At 70.5% G+C, this 21163-nt stretch carries 16 protein-coding genes; 12 read left to right on the top strand and 4 right to left on the bottom strand.

Going from position 1 to position 21163, the window contains the following annotated elements; genetic code table 11:
• Window positions 1-60: 60 nt before the first annotated feature.
• Window positions 61-2292, bottom strand: a complete 2232-nt coding sequence (locus ACIBB8_RS19075) for a helix-hairpin-helix domain-containing protein (RefSeq protein ID WP_398953517.1) — start codon at window positions 2290-2292, stop codon at window positions 61-63.
• On the bottom strand, window positions 2289-3272 hold the full coding sequence (locus tag ACIBB8_RS19080; RefSeq protein WP_366132789.1) for an aldo/keto reductase: 984 nt from the start codon (window positions 3270-3272) through the stop codon (window positions 2289-2291). Before ACIBB8_RS19080 ends, ACIBB8_RS19075 begins: the two co-directional genes overlap by 4 nt.
• Before the next feature lie 140 nt (window positions 3273-3412).
• Here ACIBB8_RS19080 and ACIBB8_RS19085 point away from each other — a divergent pair, with 140 nt between their 5' ends.
• Together ACIBB8_RS19085 and ACIBB8_RS19090 are read left to right on the top strand one after the other, a co-directional pair.
• Window positions 3413-4462, top strand: a complete 1050-nt coding sequence (locus tag ACIBB8_RS19085; protein ID WP_398953519.1) for an LLM class F420-dependent oxidoreductase — start codon at window positions 3413-3415, stop codon at window positions 4460-4462.
• 217 nt (window positions 4463-4679) lie between these two features.
• Entirely contained in the window at window positions 4680-5468 is a 789-nt protein-coding gene (locus tag ACIBB8_RS19090; protein WP_398953521.1) for a ferritin-like domain-containing protein, read from the top strand.
• Between the two features lie 78 nt (window positions 5469-5546).
• On the opposite strand, the gene corA is transcribed toward ACIBB8_RS19090, so the two are convergent.
• A complete protein-coding gene (corA, locus tag ACIBB8_RS19095) occupies window positions 5547-6542 on the bottom strand; it encodes a magnesium/cobalt transporter CorA (RefSeq protein ID WP_398953523.1) in 996 nt (331 codons plus the stop codon).
• A 59-nt stretch (window positions 6543-6601) separates the two neighbouring features.
• On the opposite strand from corA, the gene ACIBB8_RS19100 reads away from it, so the two are divergent.
• The 5 genes from ACIBB8_RS19100 to ACIBB8_RS19120 all read left to right on the top strand — a co-directional run bounded on the left by ACIBB8_RS19100 (window position 6602) and on the right by ACIBB8_RS19120 (window position 13675).
• Complete coding sequence (locus tag ACIBB8_RS19100) at window positions 6602-7279, top strand: histidine phosphatase family protein (RefSeq protein WP_398953525.1); 678 nt, start codon at window positions 6602-6604, stop codon at window positions 7277-7279.
• A gap of 106 nt (window positions 7280-7385) precedes the next feature.
• Window positions 7386-7976, top strand: coding sequence for a DUF3090 domain-containing protein (locus tag ACIBB8_RS19105; RefSeq protein ID WP_030918365.1), 591 nt, complete (start codon window positions 7386-7388; stop codon window positions 7974-7976).
• On the top strand, window positions 7940-8785 hold the full coding sequence (locus tag ACIBB8_RS19110) for an SCO1664 family protein (RefSeq protein WP_398953527.1): 846 nt from the start codon (window positions 7940-7942) through the stop codon (window positions 8783-8785). Before ACIBB8_RS19105 ends, ACIBB8_RS19110 begins: the two co-directional genes overlap by 37 nt.
• A gap of 487 nt (window positions 8786-9272) precedes the next feature.
• A complete protein-coding gene (gene mshC, locus ACIBB8_RS19115) occupies window positions 9273-10502 on the top strand; it encodes a cysteine--1-D-myo-inosityl 2-amino-2-deoxy-alpha-D-glucopyranoside ligase (protein ID WP_398953529.1) in 1230 nt (409 codons plus the stop codon).
• A 128-nt stretch (window positions 10503-10630) separates the two neighbouring features.
• Window positions 10631-13675: an NPCBM/NEW2 domain-containing protein gene (locus tag ACIBB8_RS19120; RefSeq protein WP_398953531.1), complete on the top strand. Its 3045-nt coding sequence runs from the start codon at window positions 10631-10633 to the stop codon at window positions 13673-13675.
• Window positions 13676-13937: 262 nt separating this feature from the next.
• On the opposite strand, the gene ACIBB8_RS19125 is transcribed toward ACIBB8_RS19120, so the two are convergent.
• On the bottom strand, window positions 13938-14987 hold the full coding sequence (locus ACIBB8_RS19125) for a PAC2 family protein (protein ID WP_398953533.1): 1050 nt from the start codon (window positions 14985-14987) through the stop codon (window positions 13938-13940).
• 286 nt (window positions 14988-15273) lie between these two features.
• Between ACIBB8_RS19125 and ACIBB8_RS19130 the strand changes: the two genes are divergently transcribed.
• From ACIBB8_RS19130 to ACIBB8_RS19150, 5 genes are all read left to right on the top strand, one after another.
• Entirely contained in the window at window positions 15274-16617 is a 1344-nt protein-coding gene (locus tag ACIBB8_RS19130) for an L-fuconate dehydratase (RefSeq protein ID WP_398953535.1), read from the top strand.
• A complete protein-coding gene (locus ACIBB8_RS19135; protein ID WP_398953538.1) occupies window positions 16617-17396 on the top strand; it encodes an SDR family NAD(P)-dependent oxidoreductase in 780 nt (259 codons plus the stop codon). The genes ACIBB8_RS19130 and ACIBB8_RS19135 overlap by 1 nt, the downstream gene beginning before the upstream one ends.
• 97 nt (window positions 17397-17493) lie before the next feature.
• The gene (locus ACIBB8_RS19140) at window positions 17494-18534 is read left to right on the top strand and encodes a sugar ABC transporter substrate-binding protein (RefSeq protein WP_398953540.1); all 1041 of its coding nucleotides are present in this window, start codon (window positions 17494-17496) and stop codon (window positions 18532-18534) included.
• Window positions 18535-18536: 2 nt separating this feature from the next.
• The gene (locus ACIBB8_RS19145) at window positions 18537-20057 is read left to right on the top strand and encodes a sugar ABC transporter ATP-binding protein (RefSeq protein ID WP_398953542.1); all 1521 of its coding nucleotides are present in this window, start codon (window positions 18537-18539) and stop codon (window positions 20055-20057) included.
• Window positions 20054-21106 carry an ABC transporter permease gene (locus tag ACIBB8_RS19150; RefSeq protein ID WP_398953544.1) on the top strand — a complete coding sequence of 351 codons (1053 nt, stop codon included), beginning with the start codon at window positions 20054-20056 and terminating at the stop codon, window positions 21104-21106. The genes ACIBB8_RS19145 and ACIBB8_RS19150 overlap by 4 nt, the downstream gene beginning before the upstream one ends.
• Window positions 21107-21163 lie beyond the last annotated feature (57 nt).

The following is a 21163-nucleotide window of genomic DNA, read 5'->3' on the forward strand; positions in this document are numbered from 1 at the left end:
AGGGCTGTGCCGTCAGGGATTTCGGGACCCCTTATAGGACAAACACTGCCGGTCACAGCACTAGGCGGTGACCGTCTGCTGCGCCTCCAGCAGGGCGCGCAGCCGGGTCGTGCGGTTCTGGGACGGAGGCAGGGCCACCGCGCGCGGCAGCGCCTGATCCACCCCGTGCACCACGGAGAGATGCCGCTCGCCACGGCTGAACGCGGTGTACACCCAGGCCCGGCTCAGCCCCTGAGCCGCGTCACCCGGCAGCACGACGACGACCGCGGGCCAGCGCATCCCGGCCGCCTGGTGGGCGCTGAGGGCCCAGCCGTGGCGCACGGACGACTCCACCCGCTCCTGCGGTACGACGACCGGCGTGCCCGCACAGTCCAGATGCAGTCCCTCGGCGTCAGCCGAGACGACCGTCCCGGGCACGGTCCTGCCGGGCGTCGGGACGTGTACGACCCGGTCCCCCGGGTCGAAGCCGCCGAACCGGCCGGGACCGGGGTTGAGACGCTGCTTGAGTGCCGCGTTCAGCGCACGGGTGCCCGCCGAGCCGCCGTGCCCGACGGTGATCACCTGGGTGTCGGCCGACGGGACACCGATCGCGCGCGGCACCGAGTCGGCGACCAGTTGCACGGTGCGGTGCACCGCCTCCCCGGCGTCCTGCACGGGGACGATCACCACCTCCTTGCCGGGGGCCGCCACCTGGTTCAGCTCGCCGATTCCGATCCCGGAGACCAGCTCGCCGATCGGACCGGGATCCGGCGTGCGGGATACGACCTGCGGGCAGGCGCGGGCGGCCAGGACGTCCGCGAAGACCCGCCCCGCACCTGCCGAGCCCAGCACCCCCGGGTCGCCGCTGAGCACCAGCCGGGCGCCGTCGGGGAGGGACTCCACCAGAATCGCGGCGGTCTCCACGTCCAGCTGCGGGGCGTCCAGCACGACCAGCAGATCGACGGCGAGCGCCCCGTCCGCGTCCCGGCCGGGGCCCTCCGCGCCGGAGAGCAGCCCGGCGAGGGTGACGGCCGCCGACGGCTCGTCGAGCGCCTCGGCCAGCCGCCGTCTGCCGTCCACGCTGTGGGTGGCGCCGAGGGCCCGCAATCCGAGGGCGCGGGCTGCGACGACCAGCGCGGCGGGCTCCGCCCGCGCCGCGTCGCCGCCCGTGTGCGCGACCAGGCCACCGGCCGCGACCGCACGGATCAGCTCGGCCGCCGACGGGGAACCGGCGGCCGCGGCCGCCTCCGACCAGTCGGCGTCCTTCTCGCAGGCGTTGACCAGCCGGGCCAGGCCGTCGGCGAGGCTTTCCTCGGCCAGCGCGTACCGCTCGAGACCGAGCAGCACCTGGGCCGGCTCCTGCCGGGCCCCGTCCGCCGCCTCGTCCCCGGGCTCTGCATCCACGTCCGCTTCCTGGTTGTCCGGACCGTCCTGGAAGGCCAGCACGACGCCCTCGGCGACGGCGTGCTGCACGGCCGCCTCCGGGTCGGTCACCGCACGCTCGGCGAGCGCGGCATGCACCGCCGACGTGTCCAGCGCGGTGTGGCCCTGCAGTGCGGCGCGCTCCAGCAGCCAGCCGACCAGCGCCGCCGTCCGCCGCTCGTCATCCGGACCGCACGCGGCGCCCAGCAGGGCCCTTGCGAAACCGTCCGCCTGCTCAGGCCGGACGGTGGCTACGGCCAGCAGCTGCCACGGGTCCGCGCGCAGCACGTCGGCCGCCTGCGCGCCGAGCGTCTCCGCCGCCCGTACCGCCAGGGTTTCGGGTGCCCCGCCCTCCGCCAGGACGGCCGTCACCGCGGCCACAGCCTCCGGAGAGGCACCCTGCGGTGCGAACACCGGCTCGGGTTCCCGGGGGCGTACCGGCGCGGGAGCGGCGCGGCGCGGTGCCGGTGCGGGCGAGTCGAAGAACCCGGCGCCGGGCTTCTCGCCGCTCTCCACGGCACGCACCGCCGCCAGCAGATCGGCGGCCTGCCCGCTCAGCTTGGCGCCCGCAGCGATCGGGCCCTGCTTCTCGGCCTTGCGCTTCTCGATCCGCTCCCGCAGCTCCCGCTGGGCGGCCAGCTCGGCCTCGGCCTCCGAGAGCGCGGCGGCACCGGGCGCCGCGTCGGCGTCCGTCACGCCGACCGCATCCGCCTCGTCGGCTCCCTCCGGGGCAGCCGGCTCCGCCGTCCCGTCCGTCTCCTCCGCCTCGCTCTCGCCGGCCCCCACGTCCTCGGCGGACGGGGCGGGTTCGGCGGCAGGGGAGCCGGCGACGTCGGTGTCGTCGTCGGCGGCCGAGGGGCCGGGGGATTCCCCCCGGGGAAGCGCAGTCACAGCGTGCTCCAGTCCTGGTCGGGATAGCGGTGCACGGGCGCCGACACATCGTCGAGCGCCTGGCAGATCTCGTCAGGAAGACTAAGCGCCTCCACTGACAATGCCTCCGTGAGCTGCCGTGCGTTGCGCGCGCCGACGATCGGGGCCACCACTCCGGGACGGTCCCGCACCCAGGCGAGAGCCACCTGCAGCGCCGTCGTGGCCAGCCCGTCGGCCGCCGTCGCCACCGCGTCCACGATGCGGCTCGCCGGGTCGTCGAGATACGGCTCGACGAACGGGGCCAGCAGTTCGGAGGCGCCGCGGGAGTCGGCCGGGGTGCCCGTGCGGTACTTGCCGGTCAGCACCCCGCGGCCCAGGGGCGACGACGGCAACAGCCCCACGCCCAGATCGAGTGCGGCGGGCAGCACCTCGCGCTCCACGCCCCGCTGCAGCAGTGAGTACTCCATCTGCGTACTGGCCAGCCGGGTGCGCGCCCCGGGCGAGGCGAGCTGCCAGGTCGCCGCCTTGGCGAGCTGCCAGCCGCAGAAGTTCGACACCCCGACGTACCGTGCGCGCCCGGTGGACACCGCCAGCTCCAGCGTCTGAAGGGTCTCCTCCAGCGGAGTCACCGGGTCGAAGGCGTGGAGCTGCCACAGATCCACGTAGTCCGTACCGAGCCGTTCCAGCGAGGCGTCCAGTGCGGCCAGCAGATGACCACGCGAGCCGTCGAAGCGGCGGTACGGGTCGGCCACGCTGCCCGCCTTCGTCGCGATGACCAGATCGCGCCGCGGCACCAGACCCTCGACGAGCCGCCCCAGCAGATATTCGGCCTCCCCGCCTCCGTACACGTCGGCCGTGTCGACCAGCGTGCCGCCCGCCTCCCAGAAGGCCTTCAGCTGTTCGGCGGCGTCGTGCTCGTCGGTGTCCCGGCCCCAGGTGAGGGTGCCGAGCCCGATCCGGGACACTCGAAGGCCGGTGCGGCCGAGATGCCTCTGCTCCATGGGCGCTGAGATTACTGGCCAGAACTCCACGGGGAGGAAGCCTGTGGACAACCCGGGGTCACGTCGCCCCTGCCGGATCCGCGTGGTGCGCGCTAGAGTCCGGACCACAGGGACGTTACTGATCAGTAAGGGGAGCGGTTATGCGGCTCGGCATCAATCTCGGCTACTGGGGCGCGGGAATGGACGGCGACAACCTCGCCGTCGCCCAGGAGGCCGACCGGCTCGGCTACGACGTCTGCTGGGCGGCCGAGGCTTACGGCTCCGACGCGCCGACCGTGCTCACCTGGGTCGCCGCCCAGACCGAGTCCATCGACGTCGGCTCCGCGATCATGCAGATCCCGGCCCGCCAGCCCGCCATGACGGCGATGACCGCCGCCACCCTCGACTCGCTCTCCGGCGGCCGGTTCCGTCTCGGCCTCGGTGTGTCGGGGCCGCAGGTCTCCGAGGGCTGGTACGGCGTCAAGTTCGACAAGCCGCTGGCCCGCACCCGGGAGTACGTGGAGATCGTCCGCCGGGCGATGTCCCGCGAGCGGCTCTCGTACGAGGGCGAGCACTGGACGCTTCCGCTGCCGGACGGTCCCGGCAAGCCCATCAAGCTCACCGTCCACCCGCAGCGCGAGCACATTCCGCTCTACATCGCCGCGATCGGCCCGAAGAACCTGGAGCAGACCGGCGAGATCGCCGACGGCGCGCTGCTGATCTTCCCGTCCGCCGACCATCTCGAGGACACCGCGGTGAAGCACCTGCGGGCGGGCCGCGAGAAGGCCGGGAAGACCATGGACGGCTTCGACGTCTGCCCGACGCTGCCGCTCGCCATCGGTGACGACATCAACGGACTCGCCGACATGTTCCGCCCGTACACCGCGCTGTACGTCGGCGGCATGGGCAGCCGCAAGCAGAACTTCTACAACCAGCTCGCCCAGCGCATGGGATACGAGAAGGAAGCCGCCGAGATTCAGGACGCATACCTGTCCGGTGACAAGACCGGCGCCGCCGCCGCGGTACCGCACCAGCTGATCGACCAGACCACGCTGCTCGGTTCGGTCGATCGCATCGCGGAGCGCATGCAGGCCTACGCCGCCGCCGGTGTCACGACCCTGACCCTCGCTCCGGCCGGTTTCACCCGCGAGGAGCGGATCGCCGCGCTGCGCGCCGGTACGGACGCGCTGGAGCGGTCCGGCCTGGCCTAGGTCCTGCCCTGCACGCCCCAACCGCCCGCGGGCAGCACTACGGCCGTGGTGGGGGCTCGGGGGTCTTCCCCGCCACGGCCGTTACGCAGCACAACGCGCCCGGCCCCCATCGGTTACGCGGCACCCGTTCGGCCCTGCCCGAGATGCCTCCTGTTGCCTGCCCTCCCGTGCCGCATTTGAATTTCCTTCTGCGGACACCGGTACGGAGGCGCCAGCGATGCTCTCGGCAAAGAACCTGTTCCAGGAGATCCTCGACAACGACGAGTCGTTCCGGCTCTTCTGTTCGATCGCCGCAGGTGGCGAGAGTCAGGGCGGCTGGGAGAACGGCCGTATCGCGGCCCTGGCCCCCGAGAGCCAGCGCGCCCTCGTTCCCAAGATCGTCCGGCACGGCGCCGACGAGGACAAGCACGGCCGGATCTTCCACGCCCTGCTGAAGAAGCGCGGGCTGCGGCCGACCGAGGTGCCGCACGAGACCGACTACACGATGCTGCTGGAGAAGCACGGCATCGGCCTCGCCCACGAGCGGCTGATACGTGACGAGCCGCTCTCCGAGCTCGACATCGTCACATATCTGGCGCACAGCCGGGTCACCGAGCAGCGCGCCTCCGAGCAGATGAAAACGCTCCACAGGTATTTCGCCGACCACCCCGACGTGGGCCGTGCGGTGAAGATGATCTCGAACGACGAGGACAACCACCTGGCGTACTGCCACGAAGAGCTGCTCCGCCTCGCCCGCGCCGGACACGGCCGGACGATCCAGCGCATCCTGCGTGAGTGCGCCCTCGCCGAGATCCGGGTGTACCGCGATGTCAGCCTCGCCGTGATGGCCCACATGGGCCGCATCCTGGGCTGGTCCAGGGCCAGGGCGGTGGTGCTCGCCGCGGGGATCCACGGCGTCTACGTGTACGAACGGCTCGTCGGCTGGCGGCGCATGGTCAGCCTGCAACCGCCCGAGCGGCGCGACGCGCTGGGCGGCCCGGCGGTACCGGCGCCCGAGTACGCCTGAGAGCCTGTCGGGCGACCTCTGATCGGGCGGACGTCACCCGACAGGATCTGAGCCGTGCCTTCGGCGGGCAGCCCGTCGTCAGAGCCAGCCGTGGTGCTTGAACAGGCGGTACAGGCCGAAGACCGCGCAGCCCATCAGCCCGATCACCGTCGGGTAGGCCCACACCCAGCGCAGCTCCGGCATGTGCTCGAAGTTCATGCCGTAGATCCCCGCCACCATCGTCGGTACGGCCGCCATGGCGGCCCACGCCGAGATCTTTCGCATGTCGTCGTTCTGCCGCAGCCCCGTCTGCGCCAGATGGGCGGAGAGGATGTCGGAGAGCAGCCGGTCCAGCCCCTCCACGTGCTCGTTGGCACGCGTCAGATGGTCGCTCACGTCCCGGAAGAACGGCTGCGAGTGCTCGTCGACGAACGGCACGGTGGCGCCTGCCAGCCGGGCCATGGGCGCGTTCAGCGGGCCGGCGGCCCGGCGGAACTCCAGCACCTGCCGCTTGAAGGTGTAGATGCGTGACGCGATGTTCTTGGTGTCGATGGCGCTGCTCGGTGAGAAGACCTCGGTCTCCAGTTCCTCCAGGTCGACCTCGAGTTCCGCGGCCACATCGATGTAGTGGTCGACGACGGCGTCGCTGACCGCGTACAGGACCGAGGTGGGGCCGTGCTTGAGCACCTCGGGATCGGCCTCCAGCCGACGGCGTACCTCGGCGAGCGGCGCGCTCTCCCCGTGCCGGACCGTCACGACGAACGAGTCGCCTATGAAGATCATCAGCTCGTCGGTGGTGACGGTGTCGTCCTCGGGTTCGTACACCACCGGCTTGATGACCACGAAGAGGGAGTCGTCGTACACCTCCAGCTTCGGCCGCTGGTGCGCGCTCAGCGCGTCCTCCACGGCCAGTGGATGCAGTCCGAACTCGCTGCTGACGAGGTCGAACTCCCTCTCCGTGGGCTCGTGCAGCCCGATCCACAGAAACGCGTCCCCGGTGGCCCGCGCCTCGTCGAGGGCATCGGAGAAGTCGGCAGGTCCGTCGGTGCGACGCCCATCCCGATAAATCGCGCAATCCACAATCACGGCGCGCATTCTTCCCTGCTCCGGTCCCCGACGCATCTTCCGACGGGCATCGGCCTACGCTGGCCCGTATGCCCACCCTGATCCTCGTACGCCACGGACGCTCCACCGCCAACACGGCCGGGGTGCTCGCCGGCCGGACCCCCGGTGTCGCGCTCGACGAGCGGCTGGCCTCCCTGCCCCTCGCCGCCGCCGTCAGCAGCCCGCTGCAGCGCTGCCGGGAGACTCTGCAGCCGCTGCTCGACGCCCGGCCGGGGCTGCCGCTGCACACCGAGGAGCGGATCAGCGAATGCGACTACGGCGACTGGTCGGGGCGCAAACTCGCAGAACTCACCGACGAGCCGCTGATGTCCGTCGTGCAGCAGCACCCCTCGGCCGCGGCCTTTCCCGGCGGTGAGTCGATGCGGGCGATGCAGGCGCGCGCCGTCGAGGCCGTACGGGAGTGGAACGCCCGGATCGAGGCCGAGCACGGTGACGGGGCGGTGTACGTGATGTGCTCGCACGGCGACATCATCAAGTCCGTCGTCGCCGACGCGCTCGGGATGCATCTCGACCTCTTCCAGCGGATCCAGGCCGAACCCTGCTCGGTCACCGCGATCCGCTACACACGGCTGCGGCCCTTCCTGCTGCGGCTCGGCGACACCGGGGACTTCGCGTCGCTGGAGCCGCGCGAGGAGAGCGCCGGCGCGGCCACGGATACGGAAGCAGGTACGGATGCGGTGGTCGGTGGCGGCGCTGGGGCGCCGTGATCGCTCCGCGCAGTAGGGTGGACGCGCCGTAGGCGCCCTTCCCTCCGGGACTCTCCCGGAACCCGGCCGCCCCTCATTTGCCGTCAATTCTCAAGGGAGACAGGACGTGTCCCGTCAGGTGTTCCTCTACGACCCCCCGGACCGTTTCGTGGCCGGTACGGTCGGGCTGCCTGGACGCCGTACGTTCTTCCTGCAGGCTTCCTCAGGCGGACGTGTCACCAGCGTGGCCCTGGAGAAGACCCAGGTCGCCGCGCTCGCCGAGCGGATCGACGAACTGCTCGACGAGGTCGTGCGGAGGACCGGCGGGAACTCGCCGGTGCCCGCAGTGGCCCCGATGGACGTCACCGACACCGCTCCGCTCGACGTGCCCGTCGAGGAGGAGTTCCGGGTCGGCACGATGGCTCTCGCCTGGGACGGCGAGGAACAGCGCATGATCGTCGAGGCGCAGGCCCTGGTCGAGCTGGACGCGGACTCCGACGACGATCTCGCGGAGGCCGAGGAACGGATGCTGCAGGACGAGGAGAACGGCCCGCCGATGCTCCGGGTCCGGCTCAGCGGCGCGCAGGCGCGGGCATTCGCCAAGCGCGCCCTGGATGTCGTGAACGCCGGCCGTCCGCCGTGCCCGCTGTGCAGCCTGCCGCTCGACCCGGAAGGACACGTATGCCCGCGCCAGAACGGATACCGACGGGGAGCCTGACGGACACCCGGCTGATCACCCTGCTCACTGAGGGACAGCTCACCGTCCGCGGCCAGATCCGTGACGCGTCCAATGCGGTGCTCTACTGCACGGTCGCGTACGAGGGCGAGGAACGCACCTGCGTATACAAGCCCGTCGCCGGGGAACAGCCGCTGTGGGACTTCCCGGACGGCACGCTCGCCGGGCGCGAGGTCGCCGCGTACGAGATCTCCGAGGTGACGGGATGGGGGCTGGTGCCGCCGACCGTGCTGCGGGACGGGCCGTACGGGGAGGGGATGTGCCAGCTGTGGATCGAGGCGCCCTCGGAGGCATCCGCGGACGGTGAGCCTCCGCTGCTGGCGCTCGTCGAGGACGAGGAGCCGGGGGACGGGTGGAAGGCCGTCGCCCGGGCCGAGGTGGGCGAGGGGAGGACGGCTCTGCTGGTGCACGCGGACGATCCGCGGCTGCGGCGGCTGGCAGTCCTCGACGCGGTGATCAACAACGCCGACCGGAAGGGCGGGCACCTGATGCCGGCGCCGGACGGCCGGCTGTACGGCATCGACCACGGAGTGACGTTCAATGCGGACGACAAGCTGCGGACGCTGCTCTGGGGATGGGCGGGGGAACCGCTGACGGCCGAGGCCGTCGATGTGCTGGACCGGCTGGCGGAAGGGCTGGCGCCGGGGACGGCGCTGGTCACCCGACTGGCGGAGCTGATCACTGCGGCGGAGATCGATGCGTTGCGGGGGCGGGTGGAGGCGCTGCGGGTGACGGGGCGGCACCCGGAGCCGAGTGGCGGGTGGCCCGCGATCCCCTGGCCGCCGGTGTGACAGGCCGGGGGCCGTTTCCCCTGCCCGTGCCTCCCCGGACCCGGAGGCGCCGCCTCTGACCCCCCGCTCCTCAAGCGCCGGAGGGGCTGGTTTTCGGGGGCTCTGCCCCCGGACCCCGTCCCGTGAAGGTCCGGGCGGAATCTTCCCGGCGGTGGGTGGCCGGACGTCGAGCCCGACAGGCTCTCAGCCGCGACAGGGAGTGGGCTCCCGACGCCTTGCGACTCCGCCTGCGGCGTTGTCGTCGAAGCCGCATGAGACGCCGCCCGCCGATTCACTCCCCGTCGCGGGGGAGGCCGTTCCGCCGTCCGAGGGGGCCCGCGGGACTCGCACAGGCCGTCCGGCGGCGGAGGCCGCGGGCCGGGGCAGAGCCACGGTTCCGGGAAGTGGCGGGGTGGGGGCGGGCACTACGGAAGCGCAAGACCGTCTCTTCGGCCAGGATCCCGTATCCGGTTCGTATCCGGAAGCAACGTCCGGTTACGCTCATGACATGCATGCCTGGCCCGCTTCTGAGGTCCCCGCCCTGCCTGGCAAGGGCCGCGACCTTCGGATCCACGACACCGCGACCGGCGGACGGATCGCTCTTGACCCTGGTCCCGTCGCCCGCATCTACGTCTGCGGCATCACGCCGTACGACGCGACCCACATGGGTCATGCGGCGACCTACAACGCGTTCGACCTCGTTCAGCGCGTGTGGCTCGACACCAAGCGGCAGGTTCACTATGTCCAGAATGTGACCGACGTGGATGATCCGCTGCTGGAGCGGGCCGTGCGTGACGGTCAGGACTGGACCGAGCTCGCCGAGCGCGAGACCGCACTCTTCCGCGAGGACATGACCGCCCTGCGCATGCTTCCGCCGAAGCATTACATCGGCGCGGTGGAGGCCATACCCGGCATCGTCCCGCTCGTCGAACGGCTCCGGGACGCCGGTGCCGCCTACGAGCTCGACGGAGACGTGTACTTCTCCGTCGAGACCGACCCGCACTTCGGCGAGGTGTCCAACCTGGACGCCGAGGCGATGCGGCTGCTCTCCGCAGAGCGCGGGGGCGACCCGGAGCGCCCGGGGAAGAAGAACCCGCTCGACCCGATGCTCTGGATGGCCGCCCGCGAGGGTGAGCCGAGCTGGGACGGTGCCTCGCTCGGTGCCGGCCGGCCCGGCTGGCACATCGAGTGTGTGGCCATCGCCCTGGACCACCTCGGCATGGGCTTCGACGTCCAGGGAGGCGGGTCCGACCTCGCCTTCCCGCACCACGAGATGGGCGCCTCGCATGCCCAGGTGCTGACCGGCGAGCACCCGTTCGCCCAGGCGTACGTGCACGCCGGCATGGTCGCTCTGGACGGCGAGAAGATGTCCAAGTCCCGGGGCAACCTGGTCTTCGTGTCGACGCTGCGCCGTGACGGCGTGGATCCGGCCGCGATCAGGCTGGCGCTGCTCTCGCACCACTACCGGTCGGACTGGGAGTGGACCGACCAGGTGCTCGCCGACGCCGTCGAGCGGCTCGCACGGTGGCGTTCCGCCGTTTCGCGGCCCGACGGACTGTCCGCCGACGCCCTCGTCGAAGAGGTCCGTGAGGCCCTCGCCGACGACCTGGACGCACCGGCCGCTCTGGCCGCCGTGGACCGCTGGGCCGAGCGCCAGAATGCCGAGGGCGGTACGGACGAGGGTGCACCGGGCCTCGTCTCGCGCACCGTCGACGCGCTGCTGGGCGTCGCGCTGTAACACGCTGTAACAACTGTAACAACCCGTCTTTCTCCGCCTGTTGACCGGCCTCGGACTTCTCTACGAAGTTCGGGGCCGGTGTCGTTTTGTCCATGGTCAAATGCTCGCGGTTGCGCTAAAAGCTCTCTATGCAATCATCAACACGCATCAGAATGGTGGCAGTTGCAGCTCTGCTGGGACTGGCTGCCGTGTTTGCGGGACCCGGCAGCGCACAGGCCGAACCCGCCGCGCCCGAAGCCACGACGGTCGGTGATCTGAGTGGTTTCTCCGCCGACGGGTCCGTCTACCACCTCAGAGCGGGCTCCGCCGAGGCCCGGGTCAGCTTCGTCACCGACGAGACCTTCCGTATCGAACTCGCCCCGGACGGTACGTTCTCCGACCCCACCGGCGACGACATCGTCCTGCCGCAGGGCGCCCCGCCGCACACCCGGTGGAACGAGAAGAGCGACCGGTACGAGCTGTCCACCGACAGCGTCACGCTGCGCGCCTACAAGTCGCCGCTGCGCTTCGAGCTCCACCGGGCCGACGGCAGCCTCGTCTGGTCCGAGGCCAAGGGGCTGAGCTGGGACGGGAAGCGCACCACCCAGACGCTGGCCCGCGGCGCCGACGAGCAGTTCTACGGCGCCGGCATGCAGAACGGGCGCGGCAACACCTCGCACCGCGACAAGACCGTCGAGGTCGGCGTCGACTACAACTGGAACGACGGCGGTCACCCCAACTCCGTGCCGTTCTACCTGTCCTCCGCCGGGTACGGCGTCTTCCGCAACACCTACGCGCCCAACACCTACGCGTTCACCGACCCGGTGACCACCAGCGCGAAGGAACAGCGCTTCGACGCCTACTACTTCGCCGGCGACGACGCCAAGGATGTCATCGGGCAGTACACGAAGCTCACCGGCAAGCCCTTCCTGCCGCCCGTGTACGGGATGGAGATCGGCGACTCCGACTGCTACCTGCACAATGCCAACCGCGGTGAGCGCCGCACCCTGGATGCCCTGAAGGTCGCCGACGGATACGTCGAGCACGACATGCCGAACGGCTGGATGCTCGTCAACGACGGCTACGGCTGCGGCCACGAGGACCTCGCCGAGACCACCAAGGGTCTCCAGGACCGCGGCATGCAGCTCGGCCTGTGGACCGAGGACGGCATCGACAAGATCGCCGACCAGGTCAAGGCGGGCCAGCGGGTCGCCAAGCTGGACGTCGCCTGGGTCGGCCCGGGCTACAAGTTCGCGCTGGACGGCTGCAAGGACGCGTACAAGGGCATCGAGGACAACAGCGACGGCCGCGGCTTCACCTACGCCCCGGAGAGCTGGGCGGGCGCGCAGCGCTGCGGCGTCCAGTGGTCCGGTGACCAGTCCGGCACCTGGGACTACATCCGCTGGCAGATCCCGACCTACGCGGGCGCCACGATGTCCGGACTCGCCTACACGACAGGCGACGTCGACGGCATCTTCGGCGGCAGCGCCAAGACGTACACCCGTGATCTCCAGTGGAAGATGTTCCTGGGCACCACGATGACGATGGACGGCTGGGCGGCCAGCGACAAGCAGCCCTTCCGTTACGGCGAGCCCTACACCTCCATCAACCGTGACTACCTCAAGCTCAAGGAGTCGCTGCTGCCCTACCAGTACTCGTACGCGCACGAGGCGACCAAGACCGGCGTCGGCATGGCCCGTCCGCTCGTCCTCGAATACCCGCACGACCCGAAGGCCGCGACGGACGCGGCGAAGTACGAGTTCATGTCCGGCGAGGACTTCCTCGTCGCACCCGTCTACCAGGACAGCACCCACCGCGACGGGATCTATCTGCCGAAGGGCACCTGGATCGACTACTGGAGCGGCCGCACCTACCAGGGGCCCACCACCGTCGACAACTACAGCGCCCCGCTCGACACCCTGCCGCTCTTCGTGAAGGCCGGAGCCAGTGTGCCGATGTGGCCGGGCATCCGCTCGTACCAGGACCGGACCGCCGACTCCTCGCTGGCCTGGGACATCTACCCGCAGGGCGCGTCCTCCTTCACGCTGTACGAGGACGACGGTGTCACCCGGCAGCACCGCGACGGCAAGTACGCCACCCAGCGGGCGGACGTCGACGCACCCGTCCGGGGCGCGGGCGACATCACCGTGAACATCGGTGCGAGCAAGGGGGACTTCACCGGAAAGCAGAGCAGGCGGCCGTACGAGTTCAGCGTGCACACCGGGTCCGCGCCGAGCGCGGTGAAGCTCGACGGCAAGCTGCCCCGGCTGGGTTCCGCGGCCGCGTACAAGACCGCGAAGCAGGGCTGGTGGTACGACCAGGACGACCGCGGCGGAGTCGTGAAGATCAAGACCGCGCCGCTCTCCACCGGCAAGAAGTTCAGCGTGAAGCTGGAAGACACCAGCGCCGTCGGCGGGAAGAACACGGCCGCCACGGCCGTCGTCTCCGCGCCGGACGGGCAGGAGATCGGGGCGGGCGTCGCGGGTACGGTGGCCGTCGATGTCACCGCGGGCAGCGCCGATGTGACGGACGCCGCGGTCAGCCTGGACGTCCCCGAAGGCTGGCAGGTCACCCCGGCGAGCACCGTGGACCGGATCCAGGCGGGCACCACCCGGCGGGTCGAGGTGGCGGTCACCCCGGCGAAGGACGCCATGGGCGAGGCCCGGATCACCGCGCTCGCCCGTTACCGGGCGGCGGGCGAATCCCGTACCACCGTCCAGCGGTTCGCGGCCGCGGCGATGCCCGAGCCGCCGACCGCCGACACCTGGGCGAGCGAGATGGTGTGGCTGAAGTCGACCAACGGCTACGGGCCGGCCGAACGCGACCGCAGCAACGGCGAGTCGGGCGCGACCGACGGACACACCCTCACCCTCGCCGGGAAGACCTACGCGAAGGGGATCGGCACCCACGCCGACTCCGACATCGAGGTCTACCTCGGCGGACGTTGCACCACGTTCACCGCGGACGCCGGGATCGACGACGAGATCAACGGCTACGGCGAAGTGGCGTTCTCCGTCGAGGCGGACGGCAAGGTGCTGTGGACCTCGCCGAAGGTGACCGGGGCATCGGCCACCGTGCCGGTCGATGTGGACGTCACCGGTGCGCGCCACGTGCATCTGAAGGTCACCGACACCAACGGATCCAAGACCGGTGACCACGGGGACTGGGCCGCGGCGCGCTTCGGTTGCTCCTGAGAGCCTGTCGGGTGACCTTCGATCGGAGAGCGGACGCGGCATGGTGCGTGCGATTCCAAGGCGCCGGGATGGCCTTGGGTGGGGTCTCCCCTGCTCGAACGAAGTGGAGAGCTTGGGGAAGGAGCTACCAGGGCATTTCGGCAACGCCGGAAGCGTGCGTGCCAGGGCGTGGCCGCCCGATCAGAGGTCACCGACAGGCTCTGAGACGCCGGCTGGGCAGTGGTGCGCCGGGCGGGTCGAGTGCCCGCCCGGCGCATCGCCGTCAGTCCTCCGATGAATCTTCGGAGTCGTTGTCGTCGTCGGAGGGTTGCTCCTGAGTGGGCTCGCCAGAGGTTCCCGGTCGTGTCCCCGTCTCCGGCCGCGACGGCTTCGGCGGCCTGGTGCGGCCGCTCGACGTGTCGCGCAGGTACGAGGCGTCGCCGCCCTCCGTCGCATGCCCGCCCGGCGCCTGGCCCGGTCCGGAGCCCGGGCCGATGTCCCGGCGCCGCAGATACCGCTCGAACTCCCGGGCGATGGCTTCGCCCGTCGCCTCGGGAAGCTCCGCGGTGTCCCGGGCCTCCTCCAGCGTCTGCACGTACTCCGCCACTTCGCTGTCCTCGGCGGCCAGTTGATCGACCCCGAGCTGCCAGGCCCGCGCGTCCTCGGGCAGTTCGCCCAGCGGGATGCGCAGTCCGAGCAGGTCCTCCAGGCGATTCAGCAGCGCCATGGTGGCCTTCGGGTTGGGCGGCTGCGACACGTAGTGCGGCACGGCCGCCCAGAGGCTCACCGCGGGCACACCCGCATGCGTGCACGCCTCCTGAAGGATGCCGACGATGCCCGTCGGCCCCTCGTACCGGGTCTCCTCCAGATCCATGGTCCGTGCCAGATCCGGGTCGGAGGTGACTCCGCTGACCGGCACCGGGCGGGTGTGCGGGGTGTCGCCGAGCAGGGCGCCCAGCACCACCACCATCTCGACGCCCAGCTCATGGGCGAAGCCCAGGATCTCGTTGCAGAACGAGCGCCAGCGCATCGACGGCTCGATACCGCGCACCAGGACGAGATCGCGGGGCTTGTCCCCGCCGATACGGACCACGGAGAGCCGCGTGGTGGGCCAGGTGATCTTGCGTACTCCGCCGTCCAGCCAGACCGTCGGCCGGTTGACCTGGAAGTCGTAGTAGTCCTCGGCGTCGAGCGCCGCGAACACCTCGCCCTTCCACTCCCGGTCCAGGTGCGCGACCGCTGTGGAGGCGGCGTCACCTGCGTCGTTCCACCCCTCGAACGCGGCCACCATGACCGGGTCGATCAGCTCGGGAACCCCCGCGAGCTCGATCACCCAGGCCTCCTTCCGAAGTTCCCTTGCGTACGAACCAACCTTACGGCCTCCCCCACGGTAGGGAGTGGGCTCCCGGCGCCCTGCGGCGCCATCGCCGCAGCCCCTGTCCAAGACCGGGTGAACCTGGCCCCAGGGGGCATCACCGGCCCAACCGAGGCACCAGTCTCCGAATTCATCCGAGCTGTGTCCGGTGAATTTCGGCTCAACTCTGGACGTTGGCGCCTTCGTGACGCTATACATCGGATGACCAGAACAGAGGTCCGATGTTATTCCCCTGGGGGCGCACATGAGTCAGACCGTCACGGACTTCGAGGTCCACGACATCCGTTTCCCGACCTCGGAGCAACTGGACGGCTCGGACGCCATGAACCCCGATCCCGACTACTCCGCCGCCTATGTCGTACTGCGTACGGATGCCCCGGACGGCTCGGACGACGACGGAGCCGGTATCGAGGGTCATGGCTTCTGCTTCACCATCGGGCGCGGCAACGAGGTGATGGCGGCCGCGATCGACGCGCTGCGCCCGTACGTGGTCGGCCGCCCGGCCCCCCGTACCGCCGCCGATCTCGGCGCGCTGTACCGCGAGCTCACCCATGACTCGCAACTGCGCTGGCTCGGCCCGGAGAAGGGCGTGATGCACATGGCGGCGGGCGCGGTCGTCAACGCCGCCTGGGACCTGGCCGCGAAGCAGGCGGGCAGACCCGTCTGGCAGTTCCTCGCCGAAATGACCCCGGAGGAGCTCGTCTCCCTCGTCGATTTCCGCTATCTGACCGATGTCCTCACCCCGGACGAGGCCCTCGAGATCCTCCGGACGGCCGAACCGGGCCGCGCCGGGCGAGCCGAACGGCTGCGTGCCGAGGGCTACCCCGCGTACACCACGTCGCCCGGCTGGCTCGGCTACGCCGACGAGAAGCTGGTCCGACTGGCGAAGGAGGCCGTCGCGGACGGCTTCACCCAGATCAAGCTGAAGGTCGGCGGAGACCTCGGCGACGACGTGCGCCGGCTCTCCCTGGCCCGCCAGGCCGTCGGACCGGACATCAGGATCGCCGTCGACGCCAACCAGCGGTGGGACGTCGCCGACGCGGTGGAGTGGATGACCGCGCTCGCGCCGTTCGACCCGCACTGGATCGAGGAGCCGACCAGCCCCGACGACATCCTCGGGCACGCCGCAGTCCGGGCCGGGCAGCCGGTCAAGGTCGCCACCGGTGAACACGTCGCCAACCGCGTCGTGTTCAAGCAGCTGCTCCAGGCAGGCGCCGTCGACTTCATCCAGATCGACGCGGCGCGCGTCGCGGGCGTCAACGAGAACCTGGCGATCCTGCTGCTCGCCGCCAAGTTCGGCGTACCGGTCTGCCCGCACGCGGGCGGCGTCGGACTGTGCGAGCTGGTGCAGCATCTGTCGATGTTCGACTACGTGGCAGTCTCCGGCAGCTGGGAGAACCGCGTGATCGAGTACGTCGACCACCTCCACGAACACTTCGCCGACCCCACCGTGATCGAAGGGGGCCGCTACGTCGCTCCGCGTTCCCCGGGCTTCTCCGCCCGGATGCTCCCCGACTCGATCGCCGCACACCGTTACCCGGAGGGCCCCGTATGGCAGGACCGCCGCACGCCCGAGGAGGCCAACTGATGACCGGCACAAGGGAATTCGAGGGGATGTCCGCCCTGGTGACGGGCGGTGCCTCCGGTATCGGGGCCGCCGTCGCGACGCTGCTGCTGGAACGCGGCGCGCGCGTGGCCGTGCTCGACCGGGAGACCGCGGGCGCCCCCGAGGGCACCCTCGCCGTGAAGGCGGACGTCACCGACGACGACGCCGTGCGCGAGGCGGTCGACCGGGCAGCCGCCGAACTGGGCTCGCTGCACACCGTCGTGTCCAACGCGGGCATCGGCTCGATCGGCACCGTCGAGGACAACGCCGACGAGGAGTGGACCCGGGTCCTGGACATCAATGTCCTCGGCATGGTCCGCACCGCCCGGCACTCCCTGCCCCATCTGCGGCGTGCGGCGGCCGACCGGCCCGGCGCCGTCTCGATCACCCACACCTGTTCCATCGCGGCGACCGCCGGACTGCCGCAGCGCGCCCTGTACAGCGCCAGCAAGGGCGCGGTGCTCTCGCTGACCCTCGCCATGGCCGCAGATCACGTCCGCGAAGGTGTCCGCGTCAACTGCGTCAACCCCGGCACCGCGGACACCCCGTGGATCGGCCGGCTCCTCGGCCAGGCCGACGACCCGGCCGCCGAACGCGCCGCACTCAACGCCCGCCAGCCGCTGGGACGACTCGTGTCGGCCGACGAGGTCGCTGCCGCGATCGTCTACCTCGCGAGCCCCGCCGCCGCCTCCGTCACGGGCACGGCGCTCGCGGTCGACGGCGGAATGCAAGGCCTGCGCCTGCGGGCCGCCGGCAACTGATCCACCCCACTGAGCACGAGCCGCACCACCCCGCCGAGCACGAGCCGCACCACCCAACCGAGCACCGAGCCAGTACTCCACGAAGGACGGGACATCAATGAGAGTGCGTACGACGAGTGCGGCAGCCTGCGCCGTGCTGCTGGCCGTCACTGCCCTCGCGGGCTGCAACCGCGAGTCCACCGACGACGGCGCGGGCGGCGGCAAGGTCGGAATCGACCTGCCGCGCAGCGACAGCGACTTCTGGAACTCGTACCAGAACTACGTCGAGAAGGGCGTCAAGGCGGGCGAGGTCAAGGCACTGCCGCTGACCAACTCGCAGAACGACATCGGCAAGCTCGTCGCCAATGTCCAGACGTTCACCGACCAGGGCGCCAAGGCCGTCGTGATGGCCCCGCAGGACACCGGCGCCGTCGCCGAGTCGCTGAACTCGCTGAACGACAAGAAGATCCCGGTCATCAGCGTCGACACCCGCCCCGACAAGGGCAACGTCTACATGGTCGTCCGCGCCGACAACAAGGCCTACGGAACCAACGCCTGCAAGTACCTCGGCGAGCAGCTGAAGGGCAAGGGCAAGGTCGTCGAGTTCCAGGGCGACCTGTCCTCGATCAACGGCCGCGACCGGTCCGAGGCGTTCAAGGCCTGCATGGACAAGGACTACCCGGGCATCAAGGTCTTCGAGCTGGCCACCGACTGGAAGGGCGACGTCGCGTCCGCCAAGCTCCAGTCCACGCTCGCCGCGAACCCCGACATCAACGGCATCTACATGCAGGCCGGCGGCGTCTTCCTGCAGCCGACCCTCGCGCTGCTGGAGCAGAAGAAGCTGCTGAAGCCGGCCGGTACGGCGGGCCACATCACGATCATCTCCAACGACGGCATCCCGGAGGAGTTCGACGCCATCAGGGCGGGCAAGATCGACGCGACGATCTCGCAGCCCGCCGACCTGTACGCGAAGTACGCGCTGTACTACGCCAAGGCGGCCCTGGACGGCAAGACCTTCAAGGAAGGCCCGACCGGCCACGACTCGAACATCATCAAGATTCCCAATGGTTTCGAGGACCAGCTTCCCGCGCCCCTGGTGACCAAGGACAACGTGGACGACCCGAAACTGTGGGCCAATCAGCTGGAGAAGAAGAGCTAGCCATGGACCAGGCACCACCACCTGCCGTACAGGCGGAAGGCGTCGTCAAACGCTTCGGGCCCACCGTGGCGCTCGACGGTGTGCAACTCACCGTTCACCCCGGGGAGTCCCATGCCCTCGTCGGCCGTAACGGCGCGGGCAAGTCCACGCTGGTCGGCGTCCTGACGGGGCTGCACAAGGCGGACGCGGGCACGGTCCGCTTCGGCGGGGAGCCCGCGCCCGCCTTCGGGGACACCACGGCCTGGCAGTCGAAGGTCGCGTGCGTCTACCAGAAGTCCATGGTCGTCCCCGATCTGACCGTGGCCGAGAACCTCTTCCTCGGCCGGCTGGACGACGAGTCGCGGTGGATCAGCTGGGGGAGGCTCCGCAGGCGTGCGGAGCAGCTCCTCGCCGAGTACGGGGTCCAGGTCGACCCCAACACCCGGGCAAGGGATCTGGCCGTGGAGCAGCGGCAGTTCGTCGAGATCGCCCGGGCGCTTTCCTTCGGTGCCCGGCTGATCATCCTCGACGAACCGACCGCCCAGCTCGACGCCCGCGGCATCGGGCGGCTCTTCGACAAGCTCAGGGAGCTGCAGAGCCAGGGAGTGGCGTTCCTGTTCATCTCCCACCATCTGCAGGAGGTGTACGACCTGTGCACCGCGGTCACCGTCTACCGCGACGCCCGCCACGTCCTGACCGCCCCGGTCGCCGACCTCACCAAGACCGAACTGGTCACGGCGATGACGGGCGAGAAGGGCAGCGGACCCGCCGCCTGGCACGCGGGCGGTGACGGGGCAGCGGTACGGGACGCGTCGGCGGAGCCCGTGCTGCGCACCGAACAGCTCTACCTGGAGGGCCAGTTCGAGCCGTTGGACCTCCAGGTCCGCCCCGGCGAGGTGCTCGGTCTCGCCGGATCCGCGGCCAGTGGCAACACCGCGCTCGGTGAGGCGCTCGCCGGGATGCGGAAGGCCGGCGGCACGGTCTACGTACACGGGAGGACGGTGCCGTCCGGCAGCGTGCCGCACGCGCTGGACGCCGGGATCGGATACATCCCCGAGGACCGGCACGACCAGGGCCTCGTCCTGGGACGCAGCGTCGCCGAGAACGCCACCCTCACGGTCACCGACCAGCTCGGCCCGTGGGGGACCGTACTGCCCTCCCGCACCAGGGAGTTCGCACAGTCGATGATCGAGTCGCTGGACATCAAGACACAGGGACCCGAACAGCCCGTCGCCGGGCTGTCGGGCGGCAACCAGCAGAAGGTCGTGGTCGCCCGCGCACTGGCCCGCAAGCCGAGCGTGCTCGTCGCGGTCCGGCCCACCGCGGGTGTGGACGTCAAGTCCAAGGACTCGCTGCTCGGCGTCGTCCGGCGGGTCGCCGACGAGGGCAATGCCGCAATCGTCGTCTCGGACGAGCTGGACGATCTGCGGGTCTGTGACCGGGTGCTCGCCCTGTTCCACGGGCGCGTGGTCCGGGCGTTCGGAAGCGGGTGGACCGACGGGGAACTCGTCGCCGCCATGGAAGGTGTGGGGGAAAGGGAATGACCGGCACGATACGGCCGTCGACGGCCGACGGCATCAACGGAGGACTGGGGGGCGGGTTCGGCGACGACAGCCCGCTGAGACGGCTGGGGCTGATCCGGTGGAGCGACTTCTCGCTGGTGCCGGTGATCCTGGTGCTGATGGTGATCGGCTTCATCGTCTCGCCGGTCTTCCTCACCTCCGACAACCTGATCAGCGTGGTCCAGCAGTCCTCCGAACTCAGCCTGCTGGTCCTCGGCCAGGCCCTGATCCTCATCTGCGGACGGATGGACCTGTCGCTGGAGTCGACGATCGGCATCGCGCCCGTCGTCGCCATGTGGCTGGTGCTGCCCACCGAGGGCGGCCGCTTCGCCGGCCTCGGCCTGCTGCCCACCTGGTCGGCGATCCCGCTCTGCCTGCTGGTGGGGCTCGCGATCGGCGCGATCAACGGCTTCCTGATGCTGAAGCTGCGGGTCAACGGCTTCATCGCCACGCTCGGCATGCTCACCATGCTGCGCGGACTCCACATCGGCATCACTGAGGGCAAGTCCATCACCGACGTCCCTGAGTCGTTCCGCTACCTCGGCAAGAGCGAGTGGCTCGGCGCACCGGCCGCGGTCTGGATCTGCCTCGTGCTCTTCGCGATCGGCGGCGCGGCGCTGGCCTGGCTGCGCCACGGGCGTTCGCTGTACGCGATCGGGGGCAACCCGGAAGCGGCGCGGGCCGCGGGCATCCGGGTCGACCGCGTCACCTGGATCGTGCTCGCCATCGGCGGTCTGCTGGCGGCCTTCGCGGGCATCCTCTACACCGGCCACTACGGGGCGGTCGCCGCGACCCAGGGCAACGGCTGGATCTTCCAGGTGTTCGCAGCGGCGGTCATCGGCGGCATCAGCCTCAAGGGCGGTCGTGGCACGCTGTTCGGTGCGCTGACCGGCGTACTGACGCTGCAGCTGGTGGTCAATGTGATGACCCTCGGCGGCGTCCCGGCGTTGTGGAACCAGTTCCTCAACGGCGCGATCATCATCGTCGCCCTGGTCATCTCGCGCTTCGCGAGCGGCGAGAAGCAGGACTGAACCGGGGTCCGTACGGGCCGGTGCGCGGAACCCTCCACGCACCGGCCCGTACGCATG

Origin of the sequence: Streptomyces sp. NPDC051286 (genome assembly GCF_044455345.1) — a bacterium.
Lineage (GTDB): Bacteria > Actinomycetota > Actinomycetes > Streptomycetales > Streptomycetaceae > Streptomyces.